The sequence below is a fragment of the Streptococcus sp. 9903 genome, assembly GCF_013276625.1.
GTDB lineage: Bacteria > Bacillota > Bacilli > Lactobacillales > Streptococcaceae > Streptococcus.
This window is the reverse complement of sequence record NZ_VMLI01000015.1, coordinates 39,694-56,062: the sequence shown is the minus strand read 5'-3', so window position 1 is coordinate 56,062 and position 16,369 is coordinate 39,694. Positions and strand designations below refer to the sequence as shown.

At 39.5% G+C, this 16,369-nt stretch carries 8 protein-coding genes and 1 pseudogene; 7 read left to right on the top strand and 2 right to left on the bottom strand.

The genetic code is table 11. From position 1 onward, the window contains the following. Positions 1–70: 70 nt before the first annotated feature. Entirely contained in the window at positions 71–1,033 is a 963-nt protein-coding gene (locus HT696_RS07100; RefSeq protein WP_173282534.1) for an asparaginase, read from the bottom strand. Between the two features lie 65 nt (positions 1,034–1,098). Here HT696_RS07100 and HT696_RS07095 point away from each other — a divergent pair, with 65 nt between their 5' ends. Then, positions 1,099–2,490, top strand: coding sequence for a Cof-type HAD-IIB family hydrolase (locus HT696_RS07095; protein ID WP_173282535.1), 1,392 nt, complete (start codon positions 1,099–1,101; stop codon positions 2,488–2,490). 183 nt (positions 2,491–2,673) lie between these two features. Here the strand turns inward: HT696_RS07095 and HT696_RS07090 are convergent, their stop codons facing one another. Further along, positions 2,674–3,126, bottom strand: a complete 453-nt coding sequence (locus HT696_RS07090; RefSeq protein ID WP_031223038.1) for a universal stress protein — start codon at positions 3,124–3,126, stop codon at positions 2,674–2,676. Positions 3,127–3,287: 161 nt separating this feature from the next. Here HT696_RS07090 and HT696_RS07085 point away from each other — a divergent pair, with 161 nt between their 5' ends. From HT696_RS07085 to HT696_RS10765, 6 genes and pseudogenes are all read left to right on the top strand, one after another. Continuing rightward, positions 3,288–3,581, top strand: a complete 294-nt coding sequence (locus HT696_RS07085) for a hypothetical protein (protein WP_173254593.1) — start codon at positions 3,288–3,290, stop codon at positions 3,579–3,581. 156 nt (positions 3,582–3,737) lie between these two features. Then, entirely contained in the window at positions 3,738–4,952 is a 1,215-nt protein-coding gene (locus HT696_RS07080) for a pyridoxal phosphate-dependent aminotransferase (RefSeq protein ID WP_000666459.1), read from the top strand. Between the two features lie 144 nt (positions 4,953–5,096). Continuing rightward, the gene (rpmH, locus tag HT696_RS07075; protein ID WP_000831905.1) at positions 5,097–5,231 is read left to right on the top strand and encodes a 50S ribosomal protein L34; all 135 of its coding nucleotides are present in this window, start codon (positions 5,097–5,099) and stop codon (positions 5,229–5,231) included. 138 nt (positions 5,232–5,369) lie between these two features. Next, positions 5,370–7,334, top strand: a complete 1,965-nt coding sequence (locus HT696_RS07070; RefSeq protein WP_173282537.1) for a peptide ABC transporter substrate-binding protein — start codon at positions 5,370–5,372, stop codon at positions 7,332–7,334. Between the two features lie 414 nt (positions 7,335–7,748). Next, positions 7,749–14,999: pseudogene (locus HT696_RS07065) on the top strand (DUF1542 domain-containing protein); the annotation flags it as partial. Further along, on the top strand, positions 14,982–16,145 hold the full coding sequence (locus HT696_RS10765) for a DUF1542 domain-containing protein (RefSeq protein ID WP_345789489.1): 1,164 nt from the start codon (positions 14,982–14,984) through the stop codon (positions 16,143–16,145). The pseudogene HT696_RS07065 and the gene HT696_RS10765, both read left to right, overlap by 18 nt. Positions 16,146–16,369: the final 224 nt, after the last annotated feature.

Sequence of the window (16,369 nt, the reverse complement as noted above, 5' to 3'; positions counted from 1 at the left end):
CTGACGAAGTCAGTAACCATACATACGGCAAGGCGACGCTGACGTGGTTTGAAGAGATTTTCGAAGAGACTTAGCCTTCCATATAGTCTTTCAAAGCCTGTCCTTTTAGTCCGGCATTGAGGGCAATGAGGAGTTTCAAGCGGGCTTTTTGGGCGTTAAGTTCTTTAACAAAGAAAACGCCTGATTTTTGCAACTGCACGCCCCCACCTTGGTAGGCATAAACAGGCTCAGCGATACCGTTAAAGCATCGTGAAACCAGGGCGACTGGGATTCCTTTTTGCAGAAGGCTTTCTAATTTTTGAGCCGTTTCTTTGGGAATATTACCAGCTCCGAAGGCTTGGATAATCAAACCGTCCAATTGTTCCAAATCCAGCATATCAATCAGCTCATCTGTCATACCAGCATAAGCAGAGATGATAGGGACTAAGCCTTGTATGTGATCAAGGTCAAAGCGGACACGAGGCTCAGCTGTTTTAAAGTAGAGGATTTCGTGTTTCATGATCAGACCAAGTGGTCCGTGTGTTGGAGTCTGGAAGGTGTTGACGTTGGTTGTATGCGTTTTGGTAACATACTTGGCAGCGTGGATTTCATCGTTCATAACGACCAAAACTCCTTTATCAGCAGCCCTGTCATCGCTAGCCACCCTTAAAGCACTCAGATAATTATAAACACCATCACTGCCGAGTTCATTGGAGCTGCGCATTGCCCCTGTTAGAACGATAGGCATATGGGGAACTTCCATGGTATCAAGGAAATAGGCTGTTTCCTCTAAAGTATCGGTTCCGTGTGTGATCACCACTCCATCGTAGTTATCTGCTTCCTCTTTAATTTTCTGGTAGAGAGCCAGCATATGCTTGGGTTTGATATGGGGGCTTGGCAGGTTAAAAAAGTCTAAGGCGTGGACTTGGATTCCTTCAAGTGGGTTGGACACATGATTCATGGGATTATCTGAACTCGTCACAACAGCGCCAGAAGCATCGGCCTGCATGGAAATAGTCCCACCTGTATGTAAAACAAGGATTTTCTTAGGCATGATTTACTCACTCTTTCTGAAATGTGGTATAATCATTGTATCACAAAAGGGGAGATTGGGATAGGATGGAAGTCAAAGCTGTTTTTTTTGATATCGATGGAACCTTGGTCAACGATCGCAAGAGTGTTTTGAAATCCACTAAGGACGCGATTAAGATTGTCAAAGAGCAAGGGGTACTAGTTGGCGTAGCGACAGGGCGAGGACCTTTTTTTGTTAAGGAATTGATGGACGATTTGGATCTGGACTTTGCGGTAACCTATAATGGCCAGTATATCTTTACTAAAGACAGAGTCTTGTTCACGAGCCCTATTTCCAAGTTACATTTGCGCCATCTAATTAGCTATGCTAAAAAAGAGAGCAAGGAGATTGCCTTAGGGACTAAGGATGCCATGTTAGGTTCCAAAATCATGTCTTTTGGTCTGGGAACTTTTTCCCAACGAATCAGTCGCTTCGTTCCTTCTGTTTTAACTCGGACAGTGAGTCAGTCTTTTAATCGAATGGTCAGCAAGGTTGTTCCCCAAAAGGAAGAAGACATGCTTCATCTGATGAATCAGCCTATCTACCAAGTTTTGATGCTGATGACGCCAGAAGAATCTGAGAAGGCGGCAGCTGATTTTGAAGACTTGAAATTGACACGTAGCAATCCATTTGCAGCGGATGTCATCAATCAAGGAAACTCTAAATTGGAAGGCATACGCCGAGTCGGAAAAGAATACGGCTTTGACCTCAACCAAGTCATGGCCTTTGGTGACTCAGATAACGACCTAGAAATGCTGGCAGGTGTCGGTATGTCGGTCGCTATGGGAAATGGTAGTAGCAGTGTCAAGGAAGTTGCCAAGCACATCACCACTAGCAATCAGCAAGACGGAATCCACAAGGCCTTGGAACATTTTGGTGTTCTGGCCTCAGAAAAAGTCTTTGTCAGCCGTGACTATCATTTCAATAAGGTCAAGACCTTCCACCACATGATGGATGAACGAACCCAAGAAGAACCTCGAGCTTGGGATTTAGAAGGTGCAACCCACAGGGCTGGCTTTAAAATAGAAGAATTGGTGGAGTTTGTTCGAGCTGCCAGCCCTTCTGAAGAGGACTTTGGTCAAGCTCTATCGCAACTTCATCAAGCTCTTGATAAGGCGGCAGATAAGGTAGCCAAGAAGACGCCTGCCCAGCAAGATTTGATAGGGCAGGTGGATGCCTTGATTGACACACTTTACTTCACCTATGGCAGTTTTGTCTTGATGGGAGTGGACCCAGAACGTATTTTTGATATTGTTCATCAGGCCAATATGGGGAAAATTTTTCCAGATGGCAAGGCTCATTTTGATCCAGTGACCCACAAAATCTTAAAACCAGATGATTGGGAAGAAAAATATGCTCCAGAACCTGCTATTAAAAAGGAACTGCAGCGCCAGCTTAAGGCTTATGAACGTCATAAAGAGAGAAATAATACTCAATGAAAATCAAAGAGCAAACTAGGAAACTAGCTGCAGGTTGCTCAAAGCACTTGTTTTGAGGTTGCAGATGAAACTGACGAAGTCAGTAACATACCTACGGCAAGGCGACGTTGACGTGGTTTGAAGAGATTTTCGAAGAGTATAAATAGTAAACAAAAAGGAGCGCTGAGCTCCTTTTCTTTGTAATTATAAGGTTTTTTCTTGTTCTCTCACAACCAGCAAATCGACCTTAGCATGGCGGAGAATGTATTCAGATGAAGAGCCGACCAAGAGGCGTTCAAAGGCGTTGAGACCAGTTGCGCCAACTAGAATGAGGTCCACTTCCTCAGCATCTGGAATAGTACGTGCTAGTAGGGTCTTTGGATTTCCCATTTCAATGACGATATGAACATCTGCCACACCAGCATCTTTAGCACGTTTTTCGTACTCTTTCATCAGACTTTCAGCGTCAACTTGGAGTTGTTCGTAAACTTCAGCATCAAAGGTGGATACGCTTTGGAGAGCGCGTGTGTCAATGACATGGGCGATGGTGAGTTTAGCGTCGTTTCGTAGAGCAGAATGAACTCCTTTGATAAAAGCCAAGTCCGCTTCCTTAGAACCATCGATTGCGACCATAATATTTTGGTAACGTTGTGCCATAATGAAACCTCCTGAAATTTTCTTACTATCATTGTAAACCTTTTCACTATAGAAGTAAAGCAAAAAAAGTATTTTTCAAAAGAATGTTAGTGCTTAAAATCTATATAAATATATGATAAAATAAAAGAAAGGATAGCAGGAAAGAAGTGAAGGGAGGGAGAATGATGAAAAACTCTTTTCAAACATCAAATTTCCTTTATTATGGAATCATCCTAGTTTCAGTCTTGGTAGAAGTTGTCATGATCTGGCAATTAGAGAGTCTGGTACCGTTTCTTTATCCAGGGTTTATCGGATTTTTAGTCTTTCATGTACTCTACCATCTAATCTTATTCCTGGTTGCAAAACGAAGTGGGCGTTGGGATTACTTGATGATATGGGGGCTTTTCCTCATGTTCAATCTTCTCTATGACTCCTTTTTAGGCTTACTTTTTCTAGGTTTATCTTTTGGTATGTGATATGTCTTTCGCAAAATACCTGCTATCTCCCCTGTCTTGACCTCGCTTTTAGCGAGGCTTTTCTTCTGTAGGATTTTAGTAACACATTTCAGCAAACTTGTCGCATTGTCTTTCTAGTGGTATAATGTTACTATCTCGATGAATTGAGGAAACAAGATGAAAGAATATAACAAGTCTAGTAAGTTAGAGCATGTTGCTTATGATATCCGTGGCCCTGTTTTGGAAGAAGCCATGCGGATGCGAGCAAATGGAGAAAAGATTTTACGTCTGAATACAGGAAATCCAGCAGAATTTGGCTTTACAGCGCCAGATGAGGTCATTCATGACTTGATTATGAATGCGCGTGATAGTGAAGGATATTCTGACTCCAAAGGGATTTTTTCAGCCCGTAAGGCCATCATGCAGTATTGCCAATTGAAGAAATTCCCAAACGTAGATATTGATGATATCTACCTTGGAAATGGTGTCAGTGAGCTGATTGTCATGTCCATGCAGGGGCTTTTGGACAATGGAGACGAGGTCTTGGTGCCAATGCCAGATTATCCTCTCTGGACAGCAGCTGTCAGCCTAGCTGGAGGAAATGCCGTTCACTATATCTGTGATGAAGCTGCAGAATGGTATCCAGATATTGACGATATCAAGTCAAAAATCACTTCCAATACCAAGGCGATCGTCCTTATCAATCCAAATAATCCAACTGGAGCCCTTTATCCTAAGGAACTCTTGTTGGAGATTATTGAGATTGCCCGTCAAAACGATTTGATTATCTTTGCGGATGAAATTTATGACCGTATGGTAATGGATGGACATGTGCATACGCCTGTGGCTAGCTTGGCACCAGATGTCTTCTGTGTCAGCATGAATGGTCTATCAAAATCCCATCGTATCGCTGGTTTCCGTGTGGGTTGGATGGTCTTGTCTGGACCTAAGACTCATGTCAAGGGCTATATCGAAGGGCTCAATATGCTATCCAATATGCGCCTTTGCTCTAACGTTTTGGCCCAACAAGTCGTACAAACTTCCTTGGGTGGTCACCAGTCGGTCGATGAATTGCTCCTTCCTGGTGGACGAATTTATGAGCAAAGAAATTTCATTTACAATGCCATTCAAGAGATTCCAGGTTTGTCTGCGGTTAAACCCAAGGCTGGGCTCTATATCTTCCCTAAAATCGACCGCAATATGTACCGTATCGATGATGATGAGCAGTTTGTTCTTGATTTCTTGAAGCAGGAAAAGGTTCTCTTGGTGCATGGTCGTGGCTTTAACTGGAAAGAACCAGACCACTTCCGTATCGTTTACCTTCCTCGTGTTGATGAGTTAGCCCAAATCCAAGAAAAGATGACTCGTTTCTTGAAACAGTATCGTAGATAGGACTTACATTCGAAAAAGCTGGAAACATTTGCCTAGAGCTATTGACAAAAGTGAAAGAATCAGATAGAATAGTAAAGTATGTTTAGTAACTGATCACTTTATAGCCGGCTAAACGAATACAAAATCTATGAGGAGGTATTCATCGTGAAACGTACTTATCAACCAAGTAAACTTCGTCGTGCGCGCAAACACGGATTCCGTAACCGTATGTCAACTAAAAACGGTCGTCGCGTATTGGCAGCTCGTCGTCGTAAAGGACGCAAAGTTTTGGCTGCATAATCCAAACGAACCATAACAAAAATCAGTAGGAACTCGAGTCTACTGATTTTTATTTTTGTAAAAAAGTTCAAAAAGGCTTTATATTTTCCCTCAAATGGTGTATAATATTTCACATACTGTAAAAAATGGAGAATAATCATGAAGAAATCAAAAGTTATGCTTTTTGGAGCTATGGCTTTGACAGCAGGTCTAGCTTTAGCAGCGTGTGGGTCTTCCCAATCTAGTAATGCTGAGAAAATCTACTCTTATGTATTTACTAGTAATCCTGATACCTTGGACTACATTACGTCAACACGTGGTTCCACTTCTAGTATCACGACTAACCTGATTGATGGCTTGTTAGAAAATGATAAGTATGGTAATCTCATTCCATCTATGGCTGAGTCATGGACGGTGTCAAAAGATGGTTTGACCTACACTTATAAGATCCGTCAGGGGGCGAAATGGTACACTTCAGAGGGCGAAGAGTATGCGGATGTAACGGCTCATGACTTTGTGACAGGTCTCAAGTATGCAGCTGATAAAAAGGCTGAAAACTTGTACTTGGTCCAAGACTCTATCAAGGGCCTCGCAGACTACGTTGAGGGGGAAACATCTGACTTTGAAACTGTTGGTGTTAAGGCAGTGGATGACTATACTCTTCAATATACTTTGAATAAGCCGGAATCTTACTGGAATTCTAAGACTACTGGGGGCATTTTGAGTCCTGTAAATGAAGCTTTTTTGAAATCTAAGGGAGATGATTTTGGAAGTGTAACACCATCCAGTATCTTGTCAAATGGTCCTTACTTGTTTAAATCTTTCTCATCAAAATCTTTGATTGAATTTGATAAAAACCCTAATTACTGGGATAAGGACAATGTGAAAATTGAGAAAGTGAAGCTCTCTTTCTTTGACGGTTCTGACCAAGATAGTTTGGCGAGAGGATTTTTGGAAGGGAACTACTCGGACGGTCGTATCTTCCCGACAAGCTCAGTGTTTGATCAGTTGAAAAAAGGGAATGAGGACAAGATTACCTATACACCGCAGAACTCAGTTACCTTCTATTATCTCTTTAATGTTAATCGTCAAAGTTACAAGCAGACCATGAAACAGTCTGATAAAGAAAAGACAGATTCACTTGCGGCCATGCAAAATAAGGATTTTCGTCAGGCTGTCAACTTTGCCTTTGACCGTCATGCTTATGCAGCGCAGACAAATGGTGAAGATGGAGCAGACCGTATCTTGCGTAACACGCTTATCCCAAGTGATTTTGTCCAAATCGGTGGTAAAAACTTTGGAGATGTTGTCAATGAAAAGATCATTAACTATGGTACAGAGTGGTCGAATATCAATTTGAATGATGCGCAACCTGCCTTTTTGAATGCTGAAAAAGCCAAGGCAGCATTTGCTAAAGCTAAAGAAACCTTGCAAGCAGAAGGCGTGACTTTCCCAATCCATTTGGATATGCCGGTTGACCAGACGGCCAAGTTAGATGTGCAACAAGCAAGTTCCTTTAAGCAGACAGTGGAAGAAACCCTTGGGGCGGACAACGTTGTGATTGACGTGATTCAACTTTCTCCAGACGAGAAGGATCAAGCTACATTCTTTGCAGATACAGCTGAACAAAAGGACTATGACATTGATATTTCAGGTTGGAGCGGAGATTACTCAGATCCGAAAACTTATCTTGATCTCTTGGATCCAGAGTCAGGTTCTCAGCTTAACAATATTGGTTTGACTGCTGGAAAAGATAATGAAGTAAAAGAAAAAATTGGACTTTCTGCTTACAAAAAGTTACTAGATGAAGCAGATAGCGAAGTTGAAAATACTCAGGCTCGTTATGAAAAATTTGCTGAAGTACAAGCTTGGTTGACTGACAGTGCCCTCTTCCTACCAGTTCAAAGTGGCGGAGCCAACCCAATCTTCCGTAAGACTGTACCGTTCACAGGAGCCTTCTCGTTCGTTGGTCATAAGGGAGATGCTGATAACTACAAATATGTTGAACTGCAAAAAGAGCCGGTAACTGCTAAACAGTACCAGGAACTCTATGATAAATGGCTGAAAGAAAAAGCTGAGTCAAATAAAAAAGCTCAGGAAGATTTGGCTAACCATATTCAATAATATTGCTAGTCATGCTTTTTAGTTAAGTATAGTGACTATATTCAGAGAAAAACCTTACCAGACGCTTTTGATTCTGGTAGGGTTTTTGCTTTATTTTTTATTTTTGATGAAGTAAGTGGAGGGGATAGGGCTTCAGATACCTAGAATGACTTATTTTATGTTTTTGAATGAGAATCGATTAAAATTTATAAATCTGTATAAGGTATTAGTGACAAAACGATAGCAAATAGGGTAAATTTCTATATATTTTAATTAAAGTAAAAATGAGGCTAAAAGTGGACGGGGGGGGGGGACTTTATGATATAATGTACGTGTATTCTTATTGCCTAAAGTAGATATATTATAATAAAATTGTATTATAGTGTATTAGTTTTTGAATAAGAAGAAATAAAAATAAAAAATGGAGATCAAAGAATGAAGTATAAGAGAACGCAGAAACGCTCCAAGCAAATGTGGCAGCGTGTGGAAAAGTTTTCGATTAGAAAGTTTAGCTTTGGAGCGGCGTCGTGTTTGATAGGGGCATCTTTAGTTGGGGTGGCTATGAACCCAAATATCGTAGATGCGGCCTTGTATTATTCAAGAGATACACAAGATGGAAACGTCACGACTTTATATACAAATGTAGGAGATACTCCTTTTGAAGCGACTGGAAGTGGAGTTCATGAAACTGTCAATGTAGATAAAGAAATTGATATAAATGTGGATTGGTCACAATATAGCAAAACAAATCCTTATGTAACAGTAACTTATAAATATAACGGTGGTTTTGAAGGTGTTAACAACCACGATGTACACTACGGAGGAGGCCGTCCTGATTTTTGGTTTACAACGCCAATTGGTTTGAGTGAGCCAGTAGAGATTCAATTAAAAACGACTAGTACAAATAGGGTCATGACTAGTTGGAAACAAGATTCTCCTTGGGTTTCTGTTTCTAATAAGGTAGCATCTCGTTATCAAAATAAGCAAGATGCCCAAAGCATGGGAGCTGGACAGACTGATAAATGGGAACGATATAATGATGTCACTGGAGAGGAGGATAGTTCAGGTGTCATTTATCGCGATACTTTTGATAGTATGTTTGAGCATAGAGTAGGGACACCTGTAGAAGGAACACCGACCGATCAGGGGATTTTTGATGCTTTCAAACGAAATACAAAGAGTATTTATTCTGACTGGGAAAGAGCGACTAATCAGTTTGCTACGATGGTTGTAAAGTATCGAGTGATAGACCCTACTTTGAAAAATGATCGATATACATTAGATTTTGGAGCTGGGGTTAGAATTGGACACTTAGGTTCAGAACGTCAACGTTTTAAAGTATTGACAGTGACAGTTCCAGTACTATATCAAGACAAAGAATTATTTGAACCTAAACTTCCTAAACGTATAGGGGTAGAGAACGAAAAGAAATTATCAGATAAAGAAAAAGCTGAACTGAAAAATAAAATTTGGGAAGCAAACCAAGACACTAAAAGTGAGGCTATTCCAGAGAACTCTCATAATAAATTCATAGAAAATGTAAAGAAAGATGAAGGAGGTAATGCAACGGAGGATAGCAGTATTAGTATTTCTGATAACGGTACAGCAACAATTACATACCTAGACGGCTCACAAGATACTATTCCAGGGACATCACTTGTGTATGAGAAATCAGATCCAAGTACAACAGGGGTAGCGGGACCGGAAGATTATAAATATCAGTATAAGCCATATGAGGTGGATAATTATAATAGATTGACGGATGAAGATATTGCAGGAGCAAAAAAACGTTTTTACGATACGAACGGTATGACTCATGTTGAAGAAGAGGGAGAATGGAAAATTACGGATGTAGGAGAGGAAAAGACCTCAAAAGACTTCATAGGTAAAAATATTCAAATTAGTAAACAAGATGGTAAAGGATATTTATATCAAGGGGAACAACCAAATGGTTTTGCAATTCCCAAAGATCATTTATTCAAACAAAAACCAGCAACACCTGTAAAAGTTTTCAATCCAGATGAAGCGATTGCAAAAGGAAAACAAGCAATTGAAAATCTGTCATATTTATCAACAAAAGAAAAAGAATATTTCAAAAATCAATTGGACGGGAAAACAACTCAAGAAGCTATTAATAGTGTTGTAGATGTGGCTATTGCTAGAAATTCAGATAATGAAGCTGGATTTGAAGCTAAAAAACGTGAAATAAAAGAAAAAATTAATGGACTAAAATATCTAACGAAAGAACAAAAAGAAGGTTTTGTTAAACAAGTTAATGATCAAAAAATTACAGATCCAGAAGACGGTAATGATGGGACAGGAACTAAAGCGTTAGAATACACCAAAGGTTTATTAGATAAAATTTTAACAACGGCTTCAGGAGATAACTTAACGGAAGCTAAGAAAACAGCAAGCTCTCAAATTGAAAAGATTAAAGATAGTTTAAAAAAACCAACAGCTGATGACTATAAAAAGCGAATTGAAGATGCTAAAACTATTAAGGATATAGAAAAGATTCTAGAAGAGGCCGAGAAACAAAAGGCTACCAATGAATCCCAAAAAGCTAAAGATGTAGCTGATAAATTAAAAGACGAATATAAGAAAAAAATAGATCAAATTCCTGGTTTGTCAGATGCTGATAGAGAGAAATATAAAACAGCGATTGATAGTGCAACTTCAAAAGGTCAATTGGACAATATTATCAAAGATGCAGAATCGAAAGCAAAAGTCCAGGCAATTCGTGATGAAGCGATTAAATCGATTGATGAATTAACTCATTTGAATAAAATACAAAAAACAAACTTTGTAGACTTAGTCAAAGAAGCAACTGAAAAAGAGTTGATTGAAGATATCGTAGCAAGAGCTAAAGATTTAGATAAACGTATGGAGATTTTACAAGGATTAGTGGATAAAGCTAATGAAGTTGAGAAATCTGATAAATATACTGGAGCTAATGTAGATGTCGTTAAGAAAAAAGCTTTTGACCAAGTGAAAAAGGCTGCTGAGAGAGTAGCCGATAAAAATGCTGAAAAAGATGAAGCAGCAGCTGATGTGCCAGAAGTAACACGATTGATTGATGAGTTAAGAAAGGCAATCGAAGGGTTAGGAGAAAAAGCACCTGAAACAGTGACTAAAGATGCTTTGAAAGTAGAAATCAATAAAGCTGATGACGTTAAAAAATCACCAGCTTATGCTAAAGAAACAGATGTCGTTAAGAAAAAAGCTTATGATGATGCTTTAGCAAAAGCTAAAGAGGTGTATGACAAACAAGATGCTACTCAACCAGAGGTGGATGATGTTCTTGATAAATTACAACAAGCACGTTTAGCTTTATCAGGTAAAGCGGAAGACTTTACTTTAGCGGTGAAAGATGGAGCAGCAAAAATATCTGTTGTACCTAAAGCTGGAGACTCATTACCTGAAAAAGATCAGCCGACTGTTAAAGCGAAACTAACTGCAAACGGTAAAACGTTAGACAATACTTATGTTGTAGAATATGGAGCTATTGCGGATGAGAACGGTAAGAAAGTAGTACCAGTAACAGTAATTCATGATGGTATTACAAGAACAGTTAATGTCCCAGTAGAAGGCAATACAGCAGCGACAACAACACCAACAGCAGACACAGCGAAACTAAGCGAAACACCTGTCAAAGATTCGCAAGTAACAAAAGACGAAGATGTACAAAAAGTTAAAGATGCTGTAAAAGTACCAGAAGGAACTAAAGTAACAGAAAAAACATTACTTGACGGTGGAAAAGTAGTAGCAGATGAAACTGGCAAATTAGTAGTCAAAGTAGAAGTAAAATATGAAGACGGAAGCAAAGACGTAGTTAATGTCCCAGTAGAAGGGACTGATGCTGCAAAAGCAACTCCAAATGTAAAAGATTCAGTAACTGAAGCAGGAGGAGTTCCAGTAAGTGTAGACCCATCTAATGCTCCTAAAGTAGCAGAAGCAGATAAAAAAGCTATTACAGATGCTGTAGAAGTACCAAAAGACCAACCACAACCGACAGACAAACAAGTCAAAAATGACGGAGAAATTGTGGAAGGAACAGGTGCAAATGAAGGTAAGAAAGTAGTTGTAGTAGAAGTTACTTATGGTGACGGATCAAAAGACGAAATCGAAGTACCTGTAAGAAAAGCAACTGACAAGGACAAAGCAAAAGCCGACCTAACAAAAGCAGCAGATGCTGAAAAGGCAGAAATTGATGAAGACAATGCATTATCTAAAAAAGAAAAAGAAGCATTGAAGAAACAAGTTGATGACCTTAAAGCAACACACGAAGAAAACATCAACAATGCAACTTCACCAGAAGATATAGCATCAGCAACAGAAAAAGGTAGACAAGAAATTGCTGCTGTTCATACTCCACAAGATATTACAGAAACAGCTAAGAGAAAGTTAACTCCACCAAAAGAAAAGGTTAAGGTTACAGATATCAATCATTTAACAGATGAAGAGAAAGAAGCTGTTAAAAAAGCGATTGTGGCGACTAACCCTTCATTAGAAGAATCTGAAGTCTATGTGAGTGATAAGGGAGATGTAGCTTCTCCTAAAGGTTACTTGGAAGCAGAAAAAGTTGTTGTTCAAGCATTAAACAAACCAGCGACACCAGTCGTAGTAGCTGATCCAAATCATTTAACAAATGATGAAAAGGAAAAAGTGAAAGAAGCTGTAGCCAACGCAAATCCTGGTCTAAACAAAGATGATATTACAGTCGATGACAAAGGTAATGTAACAACTAAGAATGGCGATAAATTACTTGCAAAAGATGTTGTAACTCCAGCCTTGAAGAAACCAGCAACACCAGTTGTAGTTGGAAATCCTAATGACTTAACAACTAAAGAAAAAGAAGACATTAAGGATGCTGTCGTAGCAGCAAATCCAGGCTTAAACAAAGGTGATGTTACAGTAGATAACCAAGGAAATGTTAAAACTCCAAAAGGAAATCTACCAAAAGAAGATGTTGTCACAACAGTTTTAAATAAACCAAATAAACTTGTTGAAGTAGAAAATCCAAATAGCCTAACAGTTAAAGAAAAAGAAGCGGTTAAGAAAGCTATTGTAGAGGCAAATCCAGGTTTAACTGAGGATAAAGTCAAAGTCGATGATCAAGGAAATGTCACAACACCACAAGGTAACTTACCAGCAAAAGATGTTGTAACTTCTACCTTGAAGAAACCAACAACCCCAGTTGAAGTTGTCAACCCATCTAAACTGACAGAACCAGAGAAATCTAAGATTGTAGAAGAGATTATTAAAAATAATCCAGGTTTAACAGATAAAGATATCAAAGTCGATGACCAAGGAAATGTTGAAACACCAAAAGGCAACTTACCAGCAGAGGATGTAGTGACACCAGCCTTGAAGAAACCGACAAAACTTGTCCCTGTTAAAGATGTCCATAGCTTAACAGAAGCAGAAAAAGACGCTGTTAAGGATGCTGTTGTAGCTGCAAATCCAGGCTTAAACAAGGACGATGTCAAGGTTGATGATCAAGGCAATGTTGAAACGCCAAGAGGTAATTTACTAGCAGGAGAAGTTGTAACACCAGCCTTGAAGAAACCTGTTACACCTGTAGAAGTTAAAGATCCTAAAAACTTAACAGAAGCAGAAAAAGACGCTGTTAAGGATGCTATCGTGGCTGCAAATCCAGGCTTAAACAAGGATGATGTTAAGGTTGATGGTCAAGGTAATGTTGAAACACCACAAGGTAATTTACCAGCAAAAGATGTAGTAACATCAGCTTTGAAGAAACCTGTCACACCTGTAGGAGTTAAAGATTCGAATAACTTAACAGACAAAGAAAAAGAAGATGTTAAGAAAGCTATTGTTGAAGCAAATCCAGGCTTAAACAAGGACGATGTCAAGGTTGATGATCAAGGAAATGTTGAGACTCCAAACGGAAATCTACCAAAAGAAGATGTAGTAGTACAAACTGCCAAAGGGCAATCAACAAGTATCTTTAAGCCAGAGTTAGACCTACAAACTGCTTTAGTATCCGGAAAAGTAACTGTAGAAAAAGGTAAAGACTTAACTGACGAAGAAATCCTAAAACAATTAGCACTAGCTGATGGACTAACAGCGAAAATCACTTTTAAACCAACTACAACAGAATCGGGAACTAAAGAAGCAGAAGTGGAAGTAACCCTAGCTGATGGTACTAAAGTAACTGTAAAAGTACCGGTTGAAGTAGTTGATTCCTTAGGCACAGCTGATAAAGATAATGATCTTGCTAAGGCGAAAGAAGATGCTAAAAAACAAGTAGAAGATGCTGCTAAGAAAAAACTTGATGAAATCAAGAAGGAAACAGGCTTAACTGAAGAGCAAAAACAAAAAGCTGAAGAAGCAATCAAGAAAGTTAAAGAAGATGCTAACAAAGCTATTGACGGAGCATCATCAGCAGGAACAGCTAAACAAATCGCAGATCAAGCTAAAGAAAATATTGAAAAATATAATCCAAAAGCTGATGCAGAAGTTAAGAAACCAGATGTGACAAATCTTGATGAAGAAAAAGCGAAAGCAAAAGCTGAAATACTAGAAGAAGCTCAAAAACGCATTAACGAAATCAAGAACAATAAAGATTTATCAGACGAAGCGAAACAAAAAGCTATCGAAGAAATCAATAAGGCCAAAGACAAAGCGATTGAAGACATCAACAAAGCTCAATCTAAAGATGAAATCAACGCGGCGAAAGAAGCTGGTATTCATAAGATAAATGAAGTTCAACCTGATGGCTCTATTGCATCTAAATTCGATCCGAAAGTTCCTGAAAACAAAGTGGAAGTGGAAAATCCAGCAAAACTTTCAGATGAAGAAAGAGAACAAGTTCGTCAAAACATCGAAGGTGCTAATGCATTCCCAGACGAAACTAGGGTAGAAGTAAAACCAGATGGAACAGCTGTTATCACATATAAAGATGGTTCAAGCGATACGATTTCTAAAGATAAATTAGTAACTCCAGCTAATAAAGAAACAGGAACAATCGCGTCAAGAACTGAGCCAGTTATCCCAGGAAAAACACAAGTAGGAAATACTACTAAGTTAACACCGGCAGAACAAGCTACGGTTAAAAAAGCGGTGGAAGAAGCGAACAACTTCCCAGCAGGAACAACAGTAGAAGTAAGACCTGATGGAACAGTAGTCATCACCTATCCAGATAAATCTGTAGACACAATAACAGGGGATAAACTTGTTGAAAAAGGAAGTAAACAAGAAACTCCAAAAGTTCAGACAGATGCAGAGAAGAACCCGGCGCAAGTTCCAGGAAACTTTGTACCTGTTGAAAATACTCACAACTTGACACAGGCAGAGCAAGATACTGTAGCAGCTAAGGTTCAAGAAGCAAATCCAGCGGCGACAGATGTTAAGGTATCTAAAGATGGAACAGCAACGCTAACATATGGAGATGGTTCAGTAAACACAATTCCAGGAACCAGTCTAGTAGTAGCCAAAGATACTGACAATGAAGTTGCAACACAAGCTGCGCAAAACCCAGCTGTGGTGCCAGTAACTACAGAAGTTGGAAATGCTCATAGCTTAACACCTGAGGAACAAGCTGCAGTAACAGCTAAAGTACAAGCAGCCAACCCAGCGGCGACAGATGTTAAGGTATCTAAAGATGGCACAGCGACATTGACATACTCAGATGGTTCAGTCAATACAATTCCAGGAACCAGTCTAGTAGTTCAAAAAGAGGAAACTTCAACACAAGAGCAACCAACAATCGCAGAGAAGACAAAAGTAATCATTCCAGCTACCCCTACAAAAGTAGCAGAAGCTACAAGATTAACAGATGCAGAAAAAGAAGCTGTTAAAAAAGCTGTAGTAGATGCAAATGGATTCGGAAGCGATGTTAAAGTTGAAGTAGCTGGAGATGGCACAGCGACAATCGTCTTTAAAGATGGTTCAGCTATTACAATTCCAGGAAATCAATTGGTAGCACAAGATCCAAAAGCACAAGATAGCACTAAACCGACTGCTGAAAAATCAACTGTTAAAGCGCCTGCTCAAAGAGTAGATGTAAAAGATATAACTCATTTAACAGATGGAGAAAAAGAAAAAGTTAAGGTTGCTATTTTACAAGCAAATGGTTCAGCATTAGACGGAGCGACAATCACTGTAGCTGGAGATGGTACAGCAACAATCACATTCCCAGATGGTTCAGTAGTGACAATTCTAGGAAAAGATACAGTTCAACAATCTGCCAAAGGTGAATCTGTAACTCAAGAAGCTACACCAGAGTATAAGCCAGAAACTACACCAGGTGGAGATAATGGAGGCAATACTGGAAGCTCAGATGCGAATGCAGGCGGTGGTAGCCAGGCAGGCGGACAAGCTCACACAGGTTCACAAAACCCAGCTCAATCACAAGCTTCTAAGCAATTAGCTACTGAAAAAGAATCAGCTAAAAATGCCATTGAGAAAGCTGCCAAGGACAAGCAGGATGAAATCAAAGGCGCACCGCTTTCTGATAAAGAAAAAGCAGAACTTTTAGCAAGAGTGGAAGCAGAAAAACAAGCAGCTCTCAAAGAGATTGAAAATGCGAAAACTGTGGAAGATGTGAAGGAAGCAGAAACGATTGGAGTGCAAGCCATTGCCATGGTTACAGTTCCTAAGAGACCAGTGGCTCCTAATGCTGCTCCTCAGGCAACAAGTGCACCGCAAGCAACTGCAGGAACAATGCAAGATGTTACCTACCAGTCACCTGCTGGTAAACAATTACCTAACACAGGTTCAGCATCAAGTGCAGCACTTGCTAGTCTTGGTCTAGTGGCGGCAACCAGTGGTTTTGCTTTGCTAGGAAGAAAGGCTAGACGTAGAAAATAGGACAGCTAGAAAATTCTATTCTCTACTTAAAGTTAGATTATAAGGGGGATTTTGAGAAATCATCAATCCTAGTGATGGGTGAGAGAAGTGAGAACCCAAGATAATCACACACTTTAGCTGAAAAGGGATATCCTATCAATATAACCAGTCTCTTTCGTCTCTAACTGTGGGACAGGAGATGGGCAATATCTAGTAGAAAAGCTAGCAGAATAGCTCTCTATTAA

Coding starts and splice junctions, on each gene's coding strand:
- HT696_RS07100 (WP_173282534.1), bottom strand. CDS start 1,033: ATGCCTAAGAAAATCCTTGTTTTACATACAGGTGGGACTATTTCCATG.
- HT696_RS07090 (WP_031223038.1), bottom strand. CDS start 3,126: ATGGCACAACGTTACCAAAATATTATGGTCGCAATCGATGGTTCTAAG.
- HT696_RS07095 (WP_173282535.1), top strand. CDS start 1,099: ATGGAAGTCAAAGCTGTTTTTTTTGATATCGATGGAACCTTGGTCAAC.
- HT696_RS07070 (WP_173282537.1), top strand. CDS start 5,370: ATGAAGAAATCAAAAGTTATGCTTTTTGGAGCTATGGCTTTGACAGCA.
- HT696_RS07080 (WP_000666459.1), top strand. CDS start 3,738: ATGAAAGAATATAACAAGTCTAGTAAGTTAGAGCATGTTGCTTATGAT.
- HT696_RS07085 (WP_173254593.1), top strand. CDS start 3,288: ATGATGAAAAACTCTTTTCAAACATCAAATTTCCTTTATTATGGAATC.